This is a genomic window from Rhizobium sp. 42MFCr.1 (assembly GCF_000377185.1).
GTDB classification, from domain to species: Bacteria; Pseudomonadota; Alphaproteobacteria; order Rhizobiales; family Rhizobiaceae; genus Rhizobium; species Rhizobium altiplani.
This window is the reverse complement of sequence record NZ_KB897868.1, coordinates 14,267-35,438: the sequence shown is the minus strand read 5'-3', so window position 1 is coordinate 35,438 and position 21,172 is coordinate 14,267. Positions and strand designations below refer to the sequence as shown.

The 21,172-nt window shown below is 57.5% G+C and carries 17 protein-coding genes and 5 pseudogenes; 9 read left to right on the top strand and 13 right to left on the bottom strand.

Annotated features, from left to right (window positions below; translation table 11 throughout):
- Positions 1 to 4 precede the first annotated feature (4 nt).
- The 4 genes and pseudogenes from C934_RS0128850 to tnpA form a co-directional block, all read right to left on the bottom strand.
- Positions 5 to 607, bottom strand: coding sequence for a YecA/YgfB family protein (locus C934_RS0128850; protein ID WP_018856628.1), 603 nt, complete (start codon positions 605 to 607; stop codon positions 5 to 7).
- Positions 604 to 2,175: pseudogene (tnpC, locus tag C934_RS32860) on the bottom strand (IS66 family transposase). The gene C934_RS0128850 and the pseudogene tnpC overlap by 4 nt, the downstream one beginning before the upstream one ends.
- A 39-nt stretch (positions 2,176 to 2,214) precedes the next feature.
- Positions 2,215 to 2,619, bottom strand: coding sequence for an IS66 family insertion sequence element accessory protein TnpB (gene tnpB / locus C934_RS32855; protein ID WP_442965935.1), 405 nt, complete (start codon positions 2,617 to 2,619; stop codon positions 2,215 to 2,217).
- On the bottom strand, positions 2,616 to 3,083 hold the full coding sequence (tnpA, locus tag C934_RS0128835) for an IS66-like element accessory protein TnpA (RefSeq protein WP_026372169.1): 468 nt from the start codon (positions 3,081 to 3,083) through the stop codon (positions 2,616 to 2,618). Before tnpA ends, tnpB begins: the two co-directional genes overlap by 4 nt.
- 136 nt (positions 3,084 to 3,219) lie before the next feature.
- Between tnpA and C934_RS34300 the strand changes: the two are divergent.
- Positions 3,220 to 3,641: pseudogene (locus C934_RS34300) on the top strand (transposase); the annotation flags it as partial.
- A 199-nt stretch (positions 3,642 to 3,840) separates the two neighbouring features.
- Here the strand turns inward: C934_RS34300 and C934_RS0128825 are convergent.
- From C934_RS0128825 to C934_RS34295, 6 genes are all read right to left on the bottom strand, one after another.
- Entirely contained in the window at positions 3,841 to 4,836 is a 996-nt protein-coding gene (locus C934_RS0128825; protein WP_018859993.1) for a hypothetical protein, read from the bottom strand.
- Positions 4,837 to 4,987: 151 nt separating this feature from the next.
- The gene (locus tag C934_RS0128820; protein ID WP_018859992.1) at positions 4,988 to 6,115 is read right to left on the bottom strand and encodes a glycosyltransferase family 4 protein; all 1,128 of its coding nucleotides are present in this window, start codon (positions 6,113 to 6,115) and stop codon (positions 4,988 to 4,990) included.
- A 42-nt stretch (positions 6,116 to 6,157) separates the two neighbouring features.
- Positions 6,158 to 9,073 carry a glycosyltransferase family 4 protein gene (locus tag C934_RS0128815; protein WP_018859991.1) on the bottom strand — a complete coding sequence of 972 codons (2,916 nt, stop codon included), beginning with the start codon at positions 9,071 to 9,073 and terminating at the stop codon, positions 6,158 to 6,160.
- Between the two features lie 456 nt (positions 9,074 to 9,529).
- Complete coding sequence (locus C934_RS0128810) at positions 9,530 to 10,489, bottom strand: GDP-mannose 4,6-dehydratase (RefSeq protein ID WP_018859990.1); 960 nt, start codon at positions 10,487 to 10,489, stop codon at positions 9,530 to 9,532.
- Between the two features lie 28 nt (positions 10,490 to 10,517).
- Positions 10,518 to 11,489, bottom strand: coding sequence for a GDP-mannose 4,6-dehydratase (gmd, locus tag C934_RS0128805; RefSeq protein ID WP_026372168.1), 972 nt, complete (start codon positions 11,487 to 11,489; stop codon positions 10,518 to 10,520).
- A 723-nt stretch (positions 11,490 to 12,212) separates the two neighbouring features.
- Positions 12,213 to 12,452, bottom strand: a complete 240-nt coding sequence (locus C934_RS34295) for a helix-turn-helix domain-containing protein (protein WP_083929931.1) — start codon at positions 12,450 to 12,452, stop codon at positions 12,213 to 12,215.
- Positions 12,453 to 12,536: 84 nt separating this feature from the next.
- On the opposite strand from C934_RS34295, the gene C934_RS0128800 reads away from it, so the two are divergent.
- Positions 12,537 to 13,421: a LysR family transcriptional regulator gene (locus C934_RS0128800; RefSeq protein WP_018859988.1), complete on the top strand. Its 885-nt coding sequence runs from the start codon at positions 12,537 to 12,539 to the stop codon at positions 13,419 to 13,421.
- Positions 13,400 to 13,501 (top strand): annotated as a pseudogene (locus C934_RS36550) (ATP-binding protein); the annotation flags it as partial. The gene C934_RS0128800 and the pseudogene C934_RS36550, both read left to right, overlap by 22 nt.
- Positions 13,502 to 13,547: 46 nt before the next feature.
- On the opposite strand, the pseudogene C934_RS0128795 reads toward C934_RS36550, so the two are convergent.
- Both C934_RS0128795 and C934_RS0128790 read right to left on the bottom strand, forming a co-directional pair.
- Positions 13,548 to 13,990, bottom strand: a pseudogene (locus C934_RS0128795) (hypothetical protein).
- Positions 13,987 to 14,253 (bottom strand): type II toxin-antitoxin system prevent-host-death family antitoxin, encoded by a 267-nt coding sequence (locus C934_RS0128790; protein WP_018859986.1) that lies wholly within the window; start codon positions 14,251 to 14,253, stop codon positions 13,987 to 13,989. Before C934_RS0128790 ends, C934_RS0128795 begins: the two are co-directional and overlap by 4 nt.
- A gap of 150 nt (positions 14,254 to 14,403) precedes the next feature.
- Here C934_RS0128790 and C934_RS36000 point away from each other — a divergent pair.
- Positions 14,404 to 14,565, top strand: a pseudogene (locus C934_RS36000) (type II toxin-antitoxin system HipA family toxin); the annotation flags it as partial.
- Between the two features lie 34 nt (positions 14,566 to 14,599).
- Here C934_RS36000 and C934_RS0128785 read toward each other — a convergent pair.
- Positions 14,600 to 15,592 (bottom strand): LacI family DNA-binding transcriptional regulator, encoded by a 993-nt coding sequence (locus tag C934_RS0128785; RefSeq protein WP_018859985.1) that lies wholly within the window; start codon positions 15,590 to 15,592, stop codon positions 14,600 to 14,602.
- A 208-nt stretch (positions 15,593 to 15,800) separates the two neighbouring features.
- Here C934_RS0128785 and C934_RS0128780 point away from each other — a divergent pair, with 208 nt between their 5' ends.
- From C934_RS0128780 to C934_RS0128760, 5 genes are all read left to right on the top strand, one after another.
- Positions 15,801 to 16,589, top strand: a complete 789-nt coding sequence (locus C934_RS0128780) for a 6-phosphogluconolactonase (protein ID WP_018859984.1) — start codon at positions 15,801 to 15,803, stop codon at positions 16,587 to 16,589.
- Positions 16,582 to 17,361: a sugar isomerase domain-containing protein gene (locus tag C934_RS0128775; RefSeq protein ID WP_018859983.1), complete on the top strand. Its 780-nt coding sequence runs from the start codon at positions 16,582 to 16,584 to the stop codon at positions 17,359 to 17,361. Before C934_RS0128780 ends, C934_RS0128775 begins: the two co-directional genes overlap by 8 nt.
- The gene (locus C934_RS0128770; RefSeq protein ID WP_018859982.1) at positions 17,361 to 18,503 is read left to right on the top strand and encodes an N-acetylglucosamine-6-phosphate deacetylase; all 1,143 of its coding nucleotides are present in this window, start codon (positions 17,361 to 17,363) and stop codon (positions 18,501 to 18,503) included. Before C934_RS0128775 ends, C934_RS0128770 begins: the two co-directional genes overlap by 1 nt.
- Positions 18,500 to 19,750, top strand: a complete 1,251-nt coding sequence (locus tag C934_RS0128765) for a hypothetical protein (RefSeq protein ID WP_018859981.1) — start codon at positions 18,500 to 18,502, stop codon at positions 19,748 to 19,750. The genes C934_RS0128770 and C934_RS0128765 overlap by 4 nt, the downstream gene beginning before the upstream one ends.
- Before the next feature lie 103 nt (positions 19,751 to 19,853).
- On the top strand, positions 19,854 to 21,164 hold the full coding sequence (locus tag C934_RS0128760) for an ABC transporter substrate-binding protein (protein WP_018859980.1): 1,311 nt from the start codon (positions 19,854 to 19,856) through the stop codon (positions 21,162 to 21,164).
- The last annotated feature ends 8 nt before the right edge of the window (positions 21,165 to 21,172 follow it).

Here is a 21,172-nt window from a genome sequence, read left to right as displayed (position 1 = left end):
TGGACTAAGCGTCGTTGGCGGGAGCGCCTGGATTGAAGCGCATCGGCTTGCAGTGCGCGTAGATGCTCTCGACCGCGAATGGGAGCGTACGCCAGGCGTCTTTAAGGATGGCCTTAGTCGGCTTGGGAAACGCCGTCGAGATCATTTCGATCAGATCGGGCTTTGTGCATTGAATGAGGATGCCCATGATTGGTTCGCCGGTCTGCTTTTGAGCGAACAGCGGTGCCCAATCTTCTAGATTCAGGCTAATGGCGCCGAAGAACCCGTCGGCCCAGTCGCCCGCAAGCACTTCGCCCTCGTCAGTCCGCATTAACATCGGCGCATAACGGCCGGGCGCCGTCAGTTGGTGGGCTATGAGGTTGTAATGATCGACGATCGTGTCGATCACCGCCTGGATCTTGTTGCCGATGAGCGCTTTTTTCTCGTGATCGCCGATGACATGGAACATCCAATCATTGGGCAGCAGGAAGACTGGGCCAGCCGCCAAACCGGTCAGGAAGCCATTCATCATCGAGACGCCGCCACAAGGCGGCGCCGGCTCAGCCTTGTCGAACCAGGCTTCCAGCTGCTCGAGGGTCAAAAGTTTCGCACGCTTGGGTCGTTTCACGCTGCTACCGCCATATTCATATCGGCATGTTCTTGTTTCCAATGCCAAGGCAGGCAACGCTCAAGGGAGGTCGACTTTATCTCGCCCGACACGATGCGTTCAAGCACGTCGTTGAGCCACGTATAGGGATCGAGGCCGTTCAACTTTGCTGTGGTCAGCAACGAACCCAAAATGGCCCACGTCTCGGCGCCGCCATCACTGCCGGCGAACAGACTGTTGACGCGTCCAAGCGCAATACTTCTCATATTACGCTCGACGGTATTGGAATCGACCTCAAGCCTGCCGTCATCCAGGAATAGGGTTAGCCCAGACCAGAGCCCCAGAGTGTACTTGATGGCGGATGCGACCGGGTCTTTGGCGGATATATTCTTGAGCGTATCCATCAGCAACGTTTTGAGATCAGCCATCAGGCCTTTGGTTTGCGTCTGACGGACCGACAGGCGATGCTCGGCGCTCGTGCCGCGGATTCTGGCTTCAATCGCATAGATCTCGGCCAGGCGCTCGATCACCGCTTTGGCCAGCTCGGATTTGTACTTCTTATAGACATCCACAAACTTGCGACGCGCGTGAGCCAGACAATAGGCGAGTTTAATCGTTCCGGCTTTACGACCGGGCCGGGTCAAACTCTTATAAGCTTTATACGCATCGACTTGCAGGAGCCCGTTGTAGCTGGCCAGTTGCGACTGGATTTCCGCCTTGCCTCGACCTTGGGCAAAGACATAGGCAACCGCGGGATACGCGGGACCGTTCCATGGTCGATCGTCCACCGCATGCGCCCAGAATTGACAGACCTTGGCTCGTTTCCGGCCTTTTTTCAGGACAGGCATGCGGGTCTCGTCCACAAACACCCGGTTATGGCTGTGAATGTAAGCCAAGAGCTTGTCGTAGAGCATTTTCAGCTACCAGGCTGACCGTCTCATCCAACCGCAAAGCGTCGATGTGTCTAAACGGACACCTTGTCCTTTCAGCATCTGGACCTGGCGGTTGAGGGGCAGGTACCAGGCATATCGCCATACGACCACATTGCTGATCATCGCCGTCGTCGCCAAGCCGCCCTCAAACAAACGCGGTTTCGCTTTGGCTTGAACAATGCCGGTTTCACAAGTCCGGCAGGCATACTTCGGTCGCACGGTGCGCAGAACATAAAGCGTGGCCGGCCGTGACGCGAGGGCCTCGCTTTCTTCTTCACCAATGCGATGGAGTTGCCCCTGGCAGCAGGCACATTCCAAGGATGATGGCTCAATCACCTCAACGACGCGTTCAAGATGTTCAGGGAGGGCACCGAGGTTGCGGCGGGGTTGAGATTTGGCGCTTGCTTGGCGCGGCGCCTGAGCGGGCTTAGACTCATCATTGGCCGCACCGACCGCAATCTCAAGCTCGGCATCTCCCAGATCGAGACGGATCTGCCCTTCGAGAACCGTAATGGACTTTTCGGACTTCTGCCCAAAAGGCTGCGCGTTGGCCGCCTTCAACATGCCCTTCAGACGCTCGATTTCAGCGTCTCTTTCCAGGACCATGCAGACCAGAATGTCTGGGTCCCGAGGCAAGTGTTGGCCACGGTTGAGCATGACCAAGAACTACCGCATAGCAGTTAAATTGTCCATGGATTACAATAAGATCAACCGATTTTTGTAGGACGTTTCACGGGCTTCTGCTCTACCTTCGTCCAGTCCAGTCCAGTCCAGTCCAGTCCAGTCCAGTCCAGTCCAGTCCAGACCATCCAACAGAAGCGCCATTTCGCTCGCGCTGAGATGAACAGCCCCATCACGAACGGCAGGCCAGGTAAAGTGACGATCTTCCAAAACCTTGGTCAACAACACCATGCCACTGCCGTCCCAAGCCACCATCTTCAAACGATCGTTGCGCTTGCTGCGGAAGATATACACGTCGCCCGAATAAGGGTTCGCGCCAAGCGCGGTCGACACCAGCGCCGCCAGACCGTTTATGCCTTTCCTAAAATCGACCGGCTTGGAAGCAATCAGGATCCGTAAATCCGATCGAAGCGTGATCAAGCCGAACCCCGTATCGCACTGAACACCGTCCGCAACGTACGCTCATCAACTCCGCCTTCGATAACGACACAAGCACCGTTCATCTCAACGCGAACGGTCAGTGTCTTCCCGAGAGATGGTTGAGGCTGTTCTTCGCCAACCTTCACGATCGGCACGAAACGCATCTCCTCCGCATCCGATAAGCTCTCGCGGGCGCAGCGCCGCCAGTAGTGCAACAGGCCTTGGCTGACGCCGTATTGACGCGCGACCGCAGAGATATTGGCGCCGGGCACAAAACTCGCCGCAGTGATCCTTGCCTTGTCCTCCGGGCTCCATCGACGGCGGCGATCTCCGCCAATGATAACCTCGACACGACGCGGACCCGATCGAGCCCGCTCTGCAGCACCTTGCGCATAGTGCTGATGACTGTCATCAGCATTATGCGATACAGCCTTCTCCTCGCCGTCGAATGGCCCCATATCCATCATTCCCACCTCTCAATCTCGAAGGATGGGATTATGCGCGAACTGAAATTCAATAAAATGTGGGGCGCTCGCAATGCTTACGTTTTGGTAAGAGTTTTCCGGTGCATTTTCCTGCGTGGGAAAGGAACGGACGACGATGAAGGCATCGCAGGTTTCGGACGCTCAGAAGGCGTTCATTCTGAAGCAGGGTGATGAGGGTGTGCCAGTTGCGGAGATCTGCCGCAAGGCAGGAATCAGCCAGGCGACCTATTTCAACTGGAAGAAAAAATACGCCGGACTGTTGCCGCTGGAGATGAAGAAGCTGAAACAGCTCGAGGATGAAAATGCGCGGCTGAAGAAGATTGTCGCGGATCTGACGCTGGACCGCGAGATGCTGCAGGACGTCATTCGCCGAAGGCTCTGAGGCCTGCTCGGAAGCGAGAGGTGGTGAAGGGCATGTGCCGCGATTGGATGATCTCGATCCGGCGTGCCTGTGGAGCGTTGGACTTTGATCGGTCGACTTACCACTACACCTATCGCCGTGCCGATCAGGCCGGCCTGGAACGTCGTACTCGCGACACCAATGCTTGAGTGCATTCTTCGTCGGGTAGCCAACTGACGGATCGTGGCCTTCACGCGTTTACCAAGCTTGATGTAGAGCTGCACGGCCCTCAATGCGGTCTTCGTACGAATACATGAACTATCTCCTGTTAGTCCAAGAATTCGTCCGCACCTCCAGGGGGTCAGTTTCTCACTTCGCCTGACAAATCTTCCAGTATCAGCCCAATGGCGGTCTTGAGATTGGCGATCTCCACCCTTGGACGCCGTCCACAGATATCCGGGGGCCTCCGCTGTCGAGCACGATAATCGCTGGCCGCTCCATTTCTAGATTCCACCCATTAGAGAGCAAAGTAGACATAAGACGCCCTTCGATTTGTCGAGAATGTGTCCCAATAACCAAATAGCGCACGTATCGGTTCAGGTCAGCAATCGCCGCGTCTACATAGTCCGCTTCGCCGCCTTGAATATCGATGTGCAGGAGATCAACGGGGCCGCCAAGTGTTATTTGGTCTAACGAGAGCGCGGGCAATACCTGATACTGTCCGCTCGCAACGGCCTCCTCCACTTGGATATCGGATGCGCTTAACAGCGGTTCTGAACCCCATGAGGCACCAGCATTCTCCACAATCGGAAACAGCGCTGTGCCGGCTTGGGGTGCCGCCACGCCATGAATGATACGGAACTGATCGGGTATAAATCCGTTGCTGGCCAGCGCTGTATTGGCAAATTCGACGTGTTCGTTGTCACCCTCAATGCCGATGAGCTCGACTTTGAGCCCGCGATTGCGCGCCGCGGCCCCGGCGTTGTTCAGCCAACAGCCCCAGCCGCAGCCAAGTTCGACGGCCCTGAACGTACCACCGGCGAGATCGACCGAACGCAGGACGGCCGCCCACTCGGCCACATCCGCATGCCAATTTGCTGGAATTGGAATTGGCTCAACCGATCCCGCCTTGCCGTCTAGGATGCCGGGAAAAAAACGAGGTTCAATTTTGACACCTAGGAAGTTTGTCAGGTGATCTGCCGACGGCTGAACATTGTCTCGGGCATGACGAGTAATAGTTTCAATTGCGTCAAAGCTGGATGCATAGTTAAGAAAGGGACTTCCCGTTCCGGCCAAAGCGACAGAGCTTAGTTTGCTTTGGAGCGCATTTCTTTCGTCGACCAGTCTCTTTAATTGAGGAATACGCATTGCTATTTTCTTAAGCATACTCATCCTTTATTCATGTCCATTTTGGCGCCGCCGGTTGCGGCGTGTTTCAAAAAGTAGTGTCAGTCATGTTGACAACCCCAGGTTATGGGTCCTCAAACAAGAATCCTCTGCGTGCAACAGGAGGCGCCTTTTCCGGACATCGCCTCTCAGTTGTCTAATGCCGCAAAGCGGCGTGGCGCTCGCCTACAGCCTTCTCAAGTACATTTTGTAGGACGTTCGCACTGTTTGCCCAGTCGAATCTTGCCGAATTCGGCCGAGCGTTCTCCGCGAGACAAGTATGTAGCTGATCGTCGGTTGCCAAATTTTGCAGACCGTCACGTATAGATCTCACATCAAGCGGATCCACTAGTATGCCGGCCTTGCCCGCGACTTCAGGCATTGATGACGTGTTTGAGGTTAGCGTCGGAATGCCTCGCGCGTTTGCCTCAATGATCGGAAAGCCAAAGCCCTCGTAAAGTGACGGCATCGCGAGTAGTCGAGCATTGCTGTAAAGCGTTGCTAGATTTGTATCGCTTACGTAACCAGTGAGACGGACGGAGGGCTCAATATGGAGGTCCGCGATGTGATTTCTCAGGTCACCTAGCCTCCAACCTTGTCCACCGGCCAGCACCAGCAAGTATTGCTCACGTGTGGATTCCGGCAGGGCGGCATAGGCCTGTAGCAATCTAAGGAGGTTTTTGCGCGGCTCCAGAGTGCCTACAAATAGAATGTATGGTCGGTCGATTCCGAATTGTGAAATCGTCGCGGAGGAGTCTGTCCCGCAGATCGCCGGTAGCCCAGGATATATGACACTGACTTTGTGAGCGCATCGAGGAAATTCGTTGGTCACGGCCTTCGCTGTTGCGATTGAATCGGCGACGATTTGGTCCGCGACAGTGACCCCTGGTTTCATTAACCAACGGTCGGCCAGCCACGTCTGCCATTGCATCGTAGCGGCCATGTCTCGCCAGACAAGATCGTGAATTGTTACAACACGTGCAATTCGACGGTCTAGGACGAACGGGAGGCGGTGCGCCGGCCCCCAAAAGACGTCGAGCTGGTCCTTCGCCGCGAGGCGCGGCAACTCTGTCTGTGCCCAGACCATGCGTCTTATCCCGCCCGGAAAGCGCGAAATACGCAGTTCAGCATCGGGGAGCTGCTTTAGGTCGCCATATGGAGCTTCGGGCAGATAAAGATGCAGCTGATGACCAAGTAGCGCAAGATGACGACTCATCTCGAGAACATACCGCCCAATTCCGGTCATGCTGGTGACGAGATTACGTCCGTCGATCCCAATCTTCATTGGCTCGCTACCTACACTCCGCTTGTCGCTTGCCCGTGCATATCAAAGCGCCAAATACAGTGGATTGTTCCACCAACCAGTTGCCTCCTGCACTAAGTTAATCTCAGCGAAAGCACCGTGCTTACCCTTGAATTTAGATGGAATTTCGATTGACATATACAAGCTGTCGCCTGGGGGCAGAACAAAGGGGATGAGGGTTCCGGGTTTGTCTGCGAAGATAATATTTCCGTCCTTTGATATGATGCGATAAGCCATCATCACCGCAAACGATGGATCGCTTGCGGTAGCGCTCGCCCACATTTTCTTGGACAGGTTAGTAACGCTAACCAAGTATTTCAGCATACCGTTTTCTGGAGTCGGCCCCTCTACGAGCACGATTTCATATCGTGTTTCAGTTGAGTTCAGCGGTCCGCTCATCCTCGTATTGCCGATGTCGCTGATGGGCACATAGCTCTTGTCGGAGCGCGGCTGGTATATCTTGTACCAATCGTCGGTAAGCACGACCCGCTGGAGTTCCTCCGCGCTCTCCTTCCAGCTAGTCGAGCGCCCATTGGTTGCCGTCGACTCGACTCTGGCTGCTTTTGCGGGCATGCCGTCGCTGGCACGTAAAAACGAGCGGATAGTTTCTGCAAGAGCCAGCGATGAGCCTGGGGTAAAGAAGCGGCAGTCTTGTCCGCGCGCAGTAACCTCTCGAAACACCGGGATGTCGCTGGCAATCACAGGTTTCCCAAAGTGGGCTGCTTCGACGATGGGGAGGCCGAAGCCTTCGGCATATGAGGTTGCGACGAGTGCGTCGCTGCCTGCATAGGCCTTTTGCAACTCCTCGTCGGATATACCGTTGAACCAACGCAGTCGTTGGCCGAATTCAGTATGTCCCTCGATACGTCGGATAAGACTCTCGACACCCCACCCAGCCTTTCCGATGATCGTAAGCTTGATGTCGATACCCTGGCTCCACAAGGCGTCGAAAGCGTCCAGTGCGACTGTATGCCCTTTGCGCGGCTCAAGCGTTCCGACCATGATGAAATTCTGAACACTTGCCGTAGCGGGTTTAGGAATGGCGTCGCTATTATCTTGCGAAAAGTCTGCTCCGAGATGCCAATATCCTATCTTCATTGAGCGTGGAAACTCAATAGCCTTCAACATTGCAAAAAGTTCGTCGGCGACGGCCCTCGAAATGCATACAAAGGACGTTGAATAACTCAGTGCTTTCTGAAACCAAGCTGAAAAGAATGGAGGCATACCCGAGTGACACATTCCGGGGTATTTGAGCGGCACCATGTCGTACAGACACGAGATCACGGCCGCTCCCCTCAGGCGCGCGGACAACAATGTCCAATAGTGATGTTGGTAAAACTCCCATGAGCTGTCGAGCATCAGGATGTGGTCATCCGACGAGAACTCTAGCCGTGCCTCGTCCGCGAACTCATTCGCGCCGGTTGCTCTTTCTAGGGTCCTAGGAATACGAAACCAACCGTCGGGCGAATCGCTATAGGCCACCAGTCGTTCAACTCCGTCGGCCTGTTGTGCTCCCAAATTGGCGCAAATGTTCTTCACGACCCGTTGGATGCCCGTTTTGTGGTCCACACGATAGGTGGATGTCGCGTCGACTATGAGGCGAGGTCCCGTAGAGGTCGTGATCTCGGAACGTGCGAGAGTGTCAGCAAGTAACTCGGCCGGCAGGCGTGTGCCAGCAAGGTTCTTCAAGACCCCCTGCTCGGCAGTCAAAATGGAGCCAGCGCTGCCGGTCGCTTTCATTCGGTCGGCTGTCTGCCTCAACGCAGAAACTGCAATACTCGCAGATTTTGCCCAGCTAAATTCCGTGGCACTGCTGCGCCTCATCTCAGCTGCGGCTCGCATCGCGCCAGAATTACTCAGGGCTCGTTTCATCACCCGTGCGATGTCGGCGACATCAGTGGGGTCGAAAAGCCAGTCTCGATCACCTACGACTTCAGGCACGGCGCCTGTGTTCGATGCAATTATGGGTGCACCGCAGGTCATTGCCTCTAGGGCGGTAAGACCAAATCCTTCCAGTAATGAAGGTTGAATCACTAGATCCGTCATCTTATAGAGCGCGGCAAGCTCGCTATCCGTTACATGGCCGACAACCACAAAATCTCGCTCAGTAAGTCCAAGTTTCCTCCAACGGTCCTGTTCATTTTGCAACAGAGCGCGTGGATGATCGCCCGCCAGCACAAAGCTATACCGCTCGCGCATATCTGCTGGTAGCTGAGCAAACGCTTCAATCGCGGATCTTATGTTCTTTCGCCAGTCCAAGGCTCCGACGTAAAGGATAAAGGGTTTTTCGGTCGGTCGCGGTGAGTTCAAGTTCACATGTTCGAGCGCGTCGGTAAAATCTTTTGAGACACCCGCAAGTATATTCACTGCTTGAGGATTTCCGGAGAATGCGATGCATTCATTTCGAGAATATTCAGAAATGCAAAGGTTTAGATCGTACCGCGAATAGAGGGCAAGTCGCCTTTCGTAGTAAGCACGTGATGCCTGGCTTGCGAGATATTGCTGGGGAAACCGATAGGGAATCGCATCGTAAAAGATTGATGCGATTGGAATTCCTGAAATTTCGTTTGGCGATAGCTGAACTGCTTTGTCGCCCGACCCTTCAAAAGGACTTGCGGACAGCGCAATGTCGGGCCTTATACATGCCACATGGTAGGCGAGCGCTTGCTCGCTTAAACCCCTCTTTTTGGTGTAGCCGCGGATTGCTTCCCCACCTTCGGCGACGCCATGCCACATGAAGATATTAGAGGGTCTGATCCACTGTTGAAGATGGTCACGAGCAGCGAGGGCCTCTAACGGCATGGCGGCGTTAAGAGAAACCAAAAGCTCGACGTCATGGTGATTATCCACAATGCCAAGAATCAATTCTTGTACATAGCGACCGATCCCTCGCTTCTTGCTTGCGGTTTGGAAACATTGACCGTCAATCCATAGTCGCATCCGAAGTCACCTTTTGCCCGCGGTGTTGAAGCAGACCGTTCCACTTAGCGACCGATCCCTTGGGGGCATCAATGTTCCATCTCTTTTCAGCGTTGGCTTGTTCGATGCCCCCATATCCTCGCGCATTAGCGAAAGCTTCCAGCCTCTTTCTCATCCAAGGAACGTGGCGAAGTATTTGCAAACATTGATACTTCCACCGAGGATGCTTTGAAAGCCAACGAATTGCGAATTCCAGCAAAGCTTTCATGATGTGCTTGACGCCTGTTCAATAAATACCTTGGTGCTTGGCTTTAGATCCAACGGCGGCGCCGGCGTGTGTAGAACGAAACACAAGCTCCGCGGTCGCGAGATCCGCCCAAACAACTGCTCTTTGGTGGAGGAAAGCACGAAGTGTCGGTATTTCCTCATGTCGCTCAGCAAAGGTTATCTCCATTTTGGACCGCACTATGATTGGTGCTATATCCGGGCGTTCCAATCTTCGAGCACATCATGGAGCGTCTGGCGCAGTTCAATTGCCGGCTTCCAACCAAAGGTCCTGAGAGCCGCTTCACTATGACCGGAAGCCACGGGGACTTCGGTGCCACGCAGGCGCTGTGGATCAATCTCTACTTCCACTGTTAGCCCGGACAGCTCAATCAGGGTGTCAAGGATTGACCGAATCTGCATCGGTCGACCGGAAGAGAGGTTAAATGCTTTGCCAAATGCATCCGACGGCAGCTCCATGAGTGCCGAATCTGCATACGCCCGTACAACGTCTCGTACATCGAGGAAATCTCGAAAGGCTGATAGGTTTCCCACCTCGATACGAGGGGGTTTGGCGCCGGAGGAGATCTCCGCAAGCTGCTTGGCAAACGCAGCAGCAACGTAGCTATCGGTCTGACCGGGCCCAGTGTGATTAAACGGACGAAAGCTGATTGCTCTCAACCCTTCGTAGGCAAGTTGTCCAACCAATATATCTGCGGCTGCTTTCGTAGCGCCGTACACCGTCATCGGCTTAAGCGGACGGTCTTCGCTAACCGGGGCACCAGCCGCATCATTGAAGGACGCACCGTACGATTCCGAGCTGCCCACAAAAATGAAGCGCGCTTCGGGTGAGTGTTCGAGCGTCGCGTAGGCAAGATTCATCGTCCCGCGGAAATTCACGTCCCAGGCTCGCTGTGGCATCCTGCGAGCCTCGGCCGGGGCGGCAATCGCCGCCAGATGAATGATTGCCGACGGCCTGCAATTTCTGATTAGGTCCGCGACTTGGCCGCGATCCGTTATATCGGTTGCCTGCTCAGATGCGCTTCCATGACCGGTTGCGATGACGGTAACGACGCGTCCGTCTTCTGTCTTCCGTCGGTCTAGTTCGCGCCGAAGCCATGAACCAACGAAACCGTTAGCCCCTGTAACCAAGATACGATCTTCTCTCGACATGGACACTCGCAACTCGATGACGGACGTATCAGCTTAGCCGCTTTAGATCGGCATCAACCATCTCAACGATCATTTCTTCGAGGCCGATCTTGGGCTCCCATCCAAATCTATCACGCGCCTTCTGTGGATTACCAAGCAGAACATCCACTTCCGCCGGGCGGAATAAGTCGGGATCGATCACGAGGTGATCATCCATACTCAGTCCTGCGTGCCGGAATGCGATGGCGCACATGTCACGAACAGTGGTTGTTCGGCCTGTCGCGATCACATAATCGTCCGGAACGTCTTGCTGCAACATCAGCCACATGGCACGGACGTAGTCCTTCGAGTGTCCCCAGTCGCGCTTTGCATCGATGTTCCCAAGTCGAAGTTCTTTTGCGAGGCCGAGCTTTATGCGCGCGACTGCGTCGGTGACTTTGCGGGTAACAAACTCAATGCCTCGGAGAGGAGACTCATGGTTGAAAAGGATGCCGCTGGATGCGTGTAGGCCATAGCTTTCGCGGTAGTTGACCGTGAGCCAGTGACCGTAGAGCTTTGCGACAGCATAGGGCGACCGCGGATAAAATGGGGTCGTCTCAGACTGCATCGGCTCCTGGATGAGGCCGTACATTTCGGACGAGGATGCTTGGTAGAAGCGCGCGTCCGGCTTTTCGAGACGAACCGCCTCCAATACATTGGTGACGCCGAGCGCCGTAACCTGGCCGGTTAGGATCGGCTGCTGCCAGGACGACTTCACGAATGATTGTGCTGCGAGGTTGTAGATTTCATCGGGCTTTACATCTCTCATCGTCCGGATGAGACCTGAGAGGTCGAGCAAGTTGCCGTCAACAATCCGGACATCCCGTTCAATGCCAAGCCATTGAAGGCGACTGAGATTGACATCCGAAGAGCTTGACCGTCGGGCGAGCCCATGAACTTCGTACCCGTTCTTCAACAACAATTCTGCGAGATAGGCACCATCTTGACCAGTTACGCCAGTTATCAAAGCCTTCTTCGTCACTTCAGTCTCCGTTGCTGAGGCCATTGCGACCTATCATTGAGCCAGCGAACGCGATTCTGCCCATCGGCGCTTGGTTCAATACTAATTTTCCTGCGCCATTTAGCCCGTCTCGCATGTAATGACAACGACCGAGAGACAATTCTGGAAATTCGATCAGCCTCAATAGTGGAAAAGCTCGAACTCGTGCCACAGGTCGGGCTGGAAAATTGGCTCGGTGGGGGATTGCTCGTATCAATGAAATCGCTGGTATTCGATCTGGGCCGCACGTCGCCAGCCTCAGGGCCCGTTCGTTGCGCTCGACAATTTTCTGAGCGAGCCTGTGCGAGGTAAGCAGGCGACATCCTCGGGTAGTGTTCGGCTCGGCCAAGTGTTTGCTGCCTTGCCAGTCTTCGCATCTAGAAAACTCGAAGGCCAGTCCTAGCTTTTGCATTTGCCGCGATTGAAACTGTCGTCTTTGTTCCTTGGCTTTCCGACTGATGATGAGAATCTTCACCGCCGCTCGGCCCGATAGCTCAGTCCGACAGACCTTACTCGTCCACTCCCACCTTATCAGTCGATCTCCGGGTGCCTAGCGGAACCGAGACGCATACATGCCAGATATTTCGTGATGTAGTCCGTAAAAGCCGGCAACCGCTCACGCATCGAGGAAAACGCTGGCCAGCGCGGATTTTTTTGTGGGCTTTGATGATATGGAACCCGTCGTGCGCCCGTTGATATGGAAGATCACATTGCTACTTTGGTTTGCGGAGATGGATCATCGGGAGAAACAAGGTCTACGTGGCTCACGCCAAGTGCCTGGGCCAATTCATAAAGGGTAACGACAGTGGGATTGCGTTTTCCGCGCTCTAGCCCACTGAGATATTGTTGGCTGTAGCCTGATCGCGTCTCAATATCTTCCTGCGTCAGGCCTTTTTCCCGACGGAGGCGAGCAAAGTTGCGACCGACCAATTTACGCATGTCCATGCGCGAAAGATCGCAATTTGCACACCATAAGTTTATCAACTATAGTATGTAAATTGAAGCCCATCTACTGGAAGCGACGCGAACATGGAACTACGCCAACTCTCCTATTTCAAAGCAGTGGCCGAGGAACTGCACTTCGGCCGGGCGGCAGCCAGGATGTGCATTGCCCAGCCGGCGCTCAGCAATCATGTGATGTCGCTGGAAAGGGAGCTTGGCTGTCCGCTGTTCATCCGCTCGACGAGAAGGGTGGAGCTGACCAGGGCAGGTGAGACCTTTTATGATCGCTGTGTGCGGATCTTGAGCGACATCGATCTGACCACCGAACTGACGCGGGCAGCCGGCGGCAGTCGCATCCGCCAGATCAGGATCGGCAGCATCTACCCCGCCACCATGGGCATGCTGCCGACCTTCCTTGCCAAGATCGCCCGCAAGTATCCCGATGTCCGCATCCATATCGCGTCGGGCAATACCGGCGAGATCATCCGCGGCCTGGAGACCGGCCAGCTCAATTTAGGCTTCATCCGCCCGGTGGAAAACATCGGCTCCTTGCGCTTCGTCTCGCTTGCGCATGAGCGCTACTACCTGGCGGTTGGCCATGCCAATCCGCTGGCAGCCAAAGAGGAGATCAGCATCGATGATCTGCGCACTCAGAAGATCATCGCCTTTTCCCGGCAGAACCTGTCGTTCTCGGAACGCTACTTCAATGAGAAGTTCGCCGAATACGATCTCACCGCCAACATTGCCTTCAGCTGCGATGACACCTATGCGCTGGTGTCGCTGGTCTCTGCCGGGCTTGGCATCGGCTTTGCACCGGAATGGACGCTTGAACTTCCCAATCGCGGCTTTGAACTGAAGAAGGTAAGCGGGATCGACTTCCGGATCGGGCTTGGCATTGCCTGGAACAGGGAAGATCCAACCGCTGGCCGCGACGATATTGTCGATATTGCGAGGTCGCTCGCTCGGCGCTGACGTTGCAGCTCGCCCGGCGCGACGAGCGGCGTATCTCCATGTCGAGCAAACTGGCGCAGTTCCCCTTCGTACGTGAACTCTGCCGCAATCAACACATTGCCTGTCACAGGAAGGATTGATGCCGTTTCAGGGGCTCAAATGGAGAATTGCCGTGCAGCGATGGCGGCTGACTTCGGAGAGCGATTTACGGCGTGCGATGAATTCGCGCAGTATCGGCAGGAAGAAGGCCTTGCTGAACCGGCCAATTGGCGGCTCCGGTTCGAGATAGAACGAGTGACCGATGACGTCGCTGTTGAATTCGTCCATGATGATCCAGAGATGGCGATCTGCATCGAGGCCGGCGCGACGTTTTTCGATTGCCGGGATCTCGAAGGCGAACCGGTCCCGCTCGGGCTGTTTCGTGGTGATCGGGAAAAACAACACCAGGTCCCCATTGGCACGCGCTATCCGCACGCCGACCGCGACGGGGCGCTCCTTGCGTCCCTCCCTCCCGCCTTTTACTGCTTCTCGATGCCAGAGATAAGAATAGCGAAGACGGCTGCGGTCTGGATGTCGTCGTAAACACTCATCGCCCGACCTCGTCGTCCTCAGCATATTGTTCGACCGCGCGCTCCATGTCGGCGAACAAGGCGTCGGACATGGTGTCGATCGACCCGATCGCTCGGGCATCGGCACCCTTTATGAGCCGCTCGTAGTCGTTTATGTTCAAGATAACGAGACGCGGTTTGCTGCGCTGAGTAATCGTCACGGGATGACGAAGCGCTTCGGCGATGATATCGCCGGACTTCCGCGAAAGATCGCTCGTCGTATAGGATCCGTTTCGGCTGGCCATCGCTTTAATCCTTCGAAGTCGTTCCCCGGACTATATCAAAGTGATGCTGTGAAATCCAGCAATTACAGCAATGCTGTATTTGCCGGAAACGAGGCTCCGCTGTTTTGGCGGAGTCTCGTGATCCTGAAAAGTCCTGTTCGGGCGAGACCAGATAAGCTCTCGACCATTCCTTACATCCCGGCAGATGCCACGGCGCTGTCGCTGGCTGACGAGCGCTCCTTCAAGGCAATGAGCGTGCAACGATCGATGGCCTTCGCTAACCATACGCGCTTGCCGGAGACTGCCGTTTTCAAGGCGCTGACCGAAACCGTGGCATCTGGGTCAAGGCCTGGTCTTGCGGCAGCGATCAGGCGACAGCAGTGGTTGTACTGCGCAAGACGAGATGGGTCTCAAGAACGCAGCGCACGTCACGTATGGCATGGGACTGCAGCATGTCGAGAAGCAGCGACACGGCGACACGACCCGCCTCGACGGACCGGTTCGAAACCGAGGTGAGTGCCGGAAAGGTGACGGCGCCAAGCACGTCATCGCAACCGATGAGGCTGAAATCGGCTGGCACGGAGACATGGTTTTCGGACAGTCCGGCCAAAACGCCCTGCGCCGTCACGTCGTCAAAGGCGACAGCGGCTGTCGCGCCAGTTGAAAGGATCGCCTGGACCACATTGCGCCCGGACTCATAGCTTGGCAGAGCTGCCGCCACGATGTCGACCTCGATGCCGGCCGGTGTTGCCGCACTGCGGATGGCCGCGCGTCGCTGCTTGTTCGACCAGGAATTTGCCGGCCCGCTGACATAGGCGATCCTGCGATGGCCGAGCTTCGCCAGATGCTCGACAGCCTGGCGCACGCCTGAGCTGCTGTCGATGAGCACACGGGGAATGCCCGCGATATCGCGATTGATCAGCACGAGCGGCAACTTTTCGGCATGGGCGCGGATACGGTCTTCCGAAAGTCGCGAGGACGCCAGCACCAGACCCTCGACCTGGCCGGCGAAACGCCCGACGAGCTTGTCTTCCTGCTTCGGGCTTTCGCCCGTATTGCCGAGGAAGATGCAGAAATCGGAGCGGTCCGCTTCGAGCTGGGCGGCCTGAATGAGGGGCGGGAAGAAGGGATTGGCGATATCGGGGACGATGAGGCCGACATTTCCATGCCGCCCCGTGCTGAGCGCGCGGGCCGTGTGATTGGGGACATAACCGAGTGCCTCGGCGGCCTTCATGATCCTTTCGACCGTTTCCGGCAGCAGCATCCCGGGTCGCGTAAAGGCGCGCGACACACTGGAACGCGCCACGCCGGCCGCATCCGCGACCTGACTGATGGTAACGCCCTTGGCACGCTTTATCATGGTGACCGGAAACCCTTGCCCTCAGGCTCCGCTTACCACGAAGTTTGGAGCCGCATCAATCAACAGGCTCACACTGCCACTCAATCGCTTGACATGCAACCGGTTGCATGGAATTCTGCCTCCAACGAGAACAAAGGGAACTTGACTGGACGCCGCCGTCATTGCGGCTGTGCGATGCCTGTTCCCGTGTCCTGACGTGGAGACCATCTTGAACCCTGCCACCGCTCACCGTCCGTCGCCGCAAGCAAGCAGGGTCATCGACCGGCTGACGGTCGAAAGCTTCGCCACACGGGCCGAGATGGGGGCTGCTGCTGCCGCAGACATTGCCGGCGCACTCGTTGGATGTTTGTCACGGCAGTCGAGCGTGCGCATGGTGTTTGCGGCCGCCCCCAGCCAGGCCGACATGCTTTCGGCGCTCGTCACTCAGCCAGGCATCGAGTGGCGGCGGGTGACGGCTTTTCATATGGACGAATATGTCGGCCTCGATCCGGCCTCGCCGGCGCGGTTTGCCAATTGGCTCGACGCCCATGTCTTCACGCGGCTGCCGTTTGCCGCTGTCCACCGTATCACGCCGGAGCCGGATGCCGAGGCGGAGATCGCGCGCTATTCCTCGCTGTTGAACGAAGCGCCGATCGACTTGATCTGCCTCGGCATCGGTGTGAACGGCCACATCGCCTTCAACGATCCGCCGGTTGCAGATTTCAACGATCCTCTGGATGTGAAGATCGTCGAGCTGGACGAGGTCTGCCGCCAGCAGCAGGTGGACGACGATTGCTTTCCCGACCTTGGATCGGTGCCGCACCGGGCCATTACGTTGACCGTGCCGCGCCTGCTGCGGGCAGGTCGTCTGTTCTGCGTCGTGCCGGGCGCGGTCAAGCGCGATGCGGTGTCGAAAACCCTCTATGGGCCGCTCAGCACCAATTGCCCCGCCAGCATCCTGCGCAACCATGAGGCCTGCACCCTCTATATCGACAGGGACTCCGACCCCGATGCCTGAAGCCGACGCCATTGATGCCGATGCGCTTTGCGCCGATTATTTTGCTGCAACGCAGGCGCTGATGCGCCGGGTGCTGGAAGAGGAGAGGGGGCCGCTCGATCAGGCGGCGTCAAAGCTTGCCGATCAGATCGCCGTCGATCGCCTGGTACACATCTACGGGCCGGGTGGTCATTCGAACCTCGCCTCGCAGGAAGTCTTCTTCCGTGCCGGCGGGCTGATGCACATCAGCGCCATCCTCGATGAAGGCACGCTGCTTTCGAACGGCGCGTTGCGCTCCATGGCGATCGAGCGCACGCCAGGCTATGGCAAGGTGGTGATCACCAATCAGCGTCTCGGCGAAGGCGATCTGCTGATCCTGGTAAACGCTTACGGGATCAATGCCGCATTGATCGATGCGGCGCTGGAAGCGCGCCGGCGCGGCGTCTTCCTGATCGGCATCAGCTCTTTCCAGCATGCAGCCAACACCTCCCCCAATCATCCGGCCCGCCACCCGACAAAGCAGAATCTGCACGAAATCGTCGACATCGCGATCGACTGCAAGGTTCCGATCGGCGATGCCATTGTCCGCGTGCCGGGCATGGGCGAAAACATTGCGGCGGTCTCCACCTTCGCCAACGCCTTCACGCTGAACTGCCTCGTCATCCGCACGGTTGCGAGGCTCGCCGAGCGCGGCATCGAGCCGCCTGTCTGGCGCAGCGGCAATGCGCCGGGCGGCGACGAGGCAAACGCCCGCTTCATTGAACATTTCCAGGGTCGGGTGAAGGCGCTCTGATGGTCACCGTCGACGGCATCGATCCTCGCAGCCAAAAGGGTATCAGCATCGATATCCTCGACGGGACGATAGCCGCGATCCGACCGGCAGAAAAGACGGACAAGAGCTATCTCTCTAGCGGCCTGATCGACCTGCAGGTCAACGGCTTTCGGGGCTTCGACCTCAATGCCGGCGCTGTGACGGAAAACATCATGCTGTCGCTCTGCGAGGAACTGTTGAGCGTCGGCGTCACCACCTGGCTCCCAACACTCGTCACGGCTTCGGAGTCGGCGATCCTCCAGGCGCTCGAGGTGATCGCCAAAAGCCGCGCCGGCCACCGGCTGATAGCCGAGATGGTGCCGGGAGTGCACGTCGAAGGCCCGTCGATCTCAAGCATGGATGGTCCGCGCGGCGCGCATCCCTTGGCGCATGTCCGGCCACCCTCCATGGCCGAATTTGAGCGCTGGCAGAAGGTATCCGGCAATCTCGTCGCCATGGTGACACTCGCGCCGGAGCTGGAAGGCAGTATCGACTATATCAAGGCCCTGAGCGCAAAAGGCATTCTCGTCGCACTCGGCCATACGGCTGCGACGCCCGATGAAATCCATGCGGCGGCGGCCGCCGGCGCAAGCCTGTCCACGCATCTTGGCAATGGCGCGGCAGCCATCTTGCCACGTCATCCGAACGTCATCTGGACGCAGCTTGCTGACGATCGCCTGACTGCCAGCTTCATCGCCGACGGCTGGCATCTGTCGGCCGATACGTTCAAAGTCATGCTGCGTGCCAAGGGCATGGAGCGGTCATTCCTCGTATCCGACATGGTGGCGCTTGCCGGCATGCCGGCCGGACTTTACGAGCAATCGATCGGCGGCACGGTCGAGGTCTCGCCGGAAGGTTGGATCGGTGTCGCCGGCACTCCCTATCTTGCCGGCGCCAGCCTGCCGCTTTCGGCAAATGTCGCCATCGCTGCCGAAATGGCCGGCATGTCTCTGGCGGAGGCGCTTTTGCTCGCCACACGCAACCCTGGCCGGTTCGTCGGCGGGCGAGGGGGACTGGATGTTGGTGCGAGGGCCGATCTCATCCGCTTCGACTGGTCGCAGGGTGATCGCGCGCTCCAGGTCCGCGAGGTCTGGGTTCACGGTGAAAGGGCATTCTGCCGATGATCCGGGCCGGAGCAGCCATTATCGACATCACTCCCACACCAGGCTTGCCGATGTCCGGCTTTGCGGCCCGAACCTTGCCGGCCGAGGGCGCGCATGATGGCTTGACGGTCCGCGCCGTGGTGATTGGCGAAACTGCCATTGTCGTTGCCGACGTCATCGGCATCGATGCAGCGATGAGCGCACGGATCCGCAAGCGGTGTGCGCTCCCAGCCGAAAACATCGTGGTGGCGGCTCTTCACACGCACGGGGGCCCGGTTTCGATGGCGGGGAGGCTGAGCGTTGCCGCCGATCTGGCGTATCTGGAGCGACTGGAAGACGCCTGCGTCGCCGCAATCGACAAGGCGGTCTGCCTGCGAAGGCCAGCGCGGATCACGGTCGGGCAGGGCAGCGACCCGGGGGTCGCCCGCAACAGGCGCCACCCCGGCGGGCCGGTGGACACATGCCTGCCGGTGCTGCGTATTTGCGGCGAGGACGGCGGGATGATCGCGGTTGTTACCGCCTATGCCTGCCACCCGGTCGTGCTGGGCGCCGACAATCGCCATTGGACAGCGGACTATCCGCATTTCGTCCGTCAAGCCCTTGAAGAAGCATATCCGGGGTGCGTTGCACTGTTCATGACCGGCTGCGTCGGTGACGCCAATACCGGTCACTCTGCCCATGCCTCGATCACGCTTTCGGCCAGTCAGGACCGCACGTTCGACACGGCCGGTCAGGTCGGCCGCAGGATCGCCGAAGCTGCGCTTCATGCCGAAGAACAGCCGGTGTCCGATCGGGCGAGCGCGCGCAACGGCAGCGTTGTGCTTGGTTTTGAGCGGCGCGAAACGGAAACAGCCGCTGCCCTCGAACAACGCTGGCGGACTGAGGCTCTGACCGCTGAACCAGCCCGCAGAGCGCTACTCAGCTATTGGGCAGACTGGGCGAAAACCATTGCGCCGGTGGTGCCCGAACCCATTGCCGCGCGCGTTACGGTTCTCGACTGGGGCGGTGTGCCTGTTGTCGCCTTGCCAGGAGAAATCTTTGCCGAGACGGCACTGTCCATCCGAGCTGCGCTCGGACGCGACAGGCCTGCCTTCGTCATCGGTTTTGCAGATGACAATCCGGGTTACATCCCGCCGGCGAGCGAGTTCCGGTTCGGTGGCTACGAGGTCGATGAGGCGCACCGCTATTACGGGCTGCCGATGAGCTTTGCCCCGGGCTCCGCAGAAGCGCTTGCCGGATGCGCTATCGCGCTTGCGACTGACAATTGAGGAGGAAGCATGAGGGATTCAGGTAAAAGTCAAAGACCACGCAAGCTTGACACGCAACCGGTTGCATGAGAGCTTTTTGTCAATAACAACAAGGGAACAGAATATGAAAAACGCATCAGTCACGACCGGGATTTCCACCCGGGTATTGCTCCTGAGCGCAGCCCTTGCCGGCACGTTGACCGCCGGCATGACGGCGGCTTCTGCCGAAACGCTGACGGTCTGGAGCGGCTATCCGGAAATGGCGCCCTTCTACCAGCACGTCGCCGATGGGATGAAGGCCAGTCATCCGGACCTCGACGTGAAGGTGGAGGCGATTGCGCTGCGCGAGCACGAGAAACGGGTGGCGCTCGGCCTGACCGGCGGTGGCCAGGAAGGCGCCACCGTCATCGAACTCTCGGGCTCAACCGCCACCCGCTACCTTGAAAACGACATCCTGCCGGAGGCGCCGGAAGACATTTCCGCCTTCGTCAAGGATCCCAAGAATTTCGATAGGTTCTTCACCGATATCGCCAGCTACGACGGCAAGGTCTACGGCGTTCCACTCTTTCGCGGGCAGGGCTCGCTTTTCTACAATACCGACATGTTCAAGACTGCCGGCCTGACCACGCCGCCGAAGACCATGGAAGAATACACCGAATATGCCAAGAAGCTCACCCAGCGCGATGGATCGGGCAAGCCGACCGTTTCCGGCTGGAGCTTGCGTCTGTCGGGGGGCGGCCAGGGCATTGCCGAGAAATTCTGGACCAACATGCATCAGTACGGCGGCGCAATTCTTGTTCCTGCCGGCGAGGGCAAGTGGAAGACGGATTTCGCCAATGAGGCGGGTCGCAAGGCGCTCAAGCAATATCTGGAACTTGTCTTCACCGACAAATCGGTAACGCCGGAAATGCCGGCCGATGCCGATGCCTTCGAGCGTGGGCAGACCGCGATGTTCATTCGCGAATCCTGGGTCATCGGCGACATTGCCCAAAAGGCGCCCGACCTGAATTATGCGACGGCGCCGCTTCCGACGGGATCGATCGCGCTGCCGACCAATCTCTATGTCGTCGGCGACGAAGACGCCGCCAAGCTCGGCTGGGAATTCGCCATGGCTGCGAACTTGCCGGAAAACCTCGTCTGGCTGCTGCAGAATGTCGGCTGGCTGCCGAACCGTTCGGGCGTCGATTATGCGTCGGTCACCTCCAAGCAGCCGGCCTTTGCGGCCTTTGTCGACTATCCCGAAGGCTACAAGTTCTTCACGCTGCCCTCGATCGGCCCGATCGAGGAAATCCTCACCCGGGTCGCCGCCCAGCTCGTCGTCGCCTTCGCCGATCCGTCGCTTGCTACCGACGATGCCAAGATCGATGCTTTCCTGAAGAAGACGAGTGACGAAGTGGACACCATCCTCGACCGCGAGGGCTTGCTCGCGAAATAGTCGCGGGC

What these genes read in the sequence shown, in the direction of transcription:
- tnpA (WP_026372169.1), bottom strand. Translation starts at nt 3,083, where the DNA reads ATGGATATGGGGCCATTCGACGGCGAGGAGAAGGCTGTATCGCATAAT.
- C934_RS0128825 (WP_018859993.1), bottom strand. Translation starts at nt 4,836, where the DNA reads ATGAGTATGCTTAAGAAAATAGCAATGCGTATTCCTCAATTAAAGAGA.
- C934_RS0128820 (WP_018859992.1), bottom strand. Translation starts at nt 6,115, where the DNA reads ATGAAGATTGGGATCGACGGACGTAATCTCGTCACCAGCATGACCGGA.
- C934_RS0128815 (WP_018859991.1), bottom strand. Translation starts at nt 9,073, where the DNA reads ATGCGACTATGGATTGACGGTCAATGTTTCCAAACCGCAAGCAAGAAG.
- C934_RS0128810 (WP_018859990.1), bottom strand. Translation starts at nt 10,489, where the DNA reads ATGTCGAGAGAAGATCGTATCTTGGTTACAGGGGCTAACGGTTTCGTT.
- C934_RS34295 (WP_083929931.1), bottom strand. Translation starts at nt 12,452, where the DNA reads ATGGACATGCGTAAATTGGTCGGTCGCAACTTTGCTCGCCTCCGTCGG.
- C934_RS0128800 (WP_018859988.1), top strand. Translation starts at nt 12,537, where the DNA reads ATGGAACTACGCCAACTCTCCTATTTCAAAGCAGTGGCCGAGGAACTG.
- C934_RS0128790 (WP_018859986.1), bottom strand. Translation starts at nt 14,253, where the DNA reads ATGGCCAGCCGAAACGGATCCTATACGACGAGCGATCTTTCGCGGAAG.
- C934_RS0128785 (WP_018859985.1), bottom strand. Translation starts at nt 15,592, where the DNA reads ATGATAAAGCGTGCCAAGGGCGTTACCATCAGTCAGGTCGCGGATGCG.
- C934_RS0128775 (WP_018859983.1), top strand. Translation starts at nt 16,582, where the DNA reads ATGCCTGAAGCCGACGCCATTGATGCCGATGCGCTTTGCGCCGATTAT.
- C934_RS0128770 (WP_018859982.1), top strand. Translation starts at nt 17,361, where the DNA reads ATGGTCACCGTCGACGGCATCGATCCTCGCAGCCAAAAGGGTATCAGC.
- C934_RS0128765 (WP_018859981.1), top strand. Translation starts at nt 18,500, where the DNA reads ATGATCCGGGCCGGAGCAGCCATTATCGACATCACTCCCACACCAGGC.
- C934_RS0128760 (WP_018859980.1), top strand. Translation starts at nt 19,854, where the DNA reads ATGAAAAACGCATCAGTCACGACCGGGATTTCCACCCGGGTATTGCTC.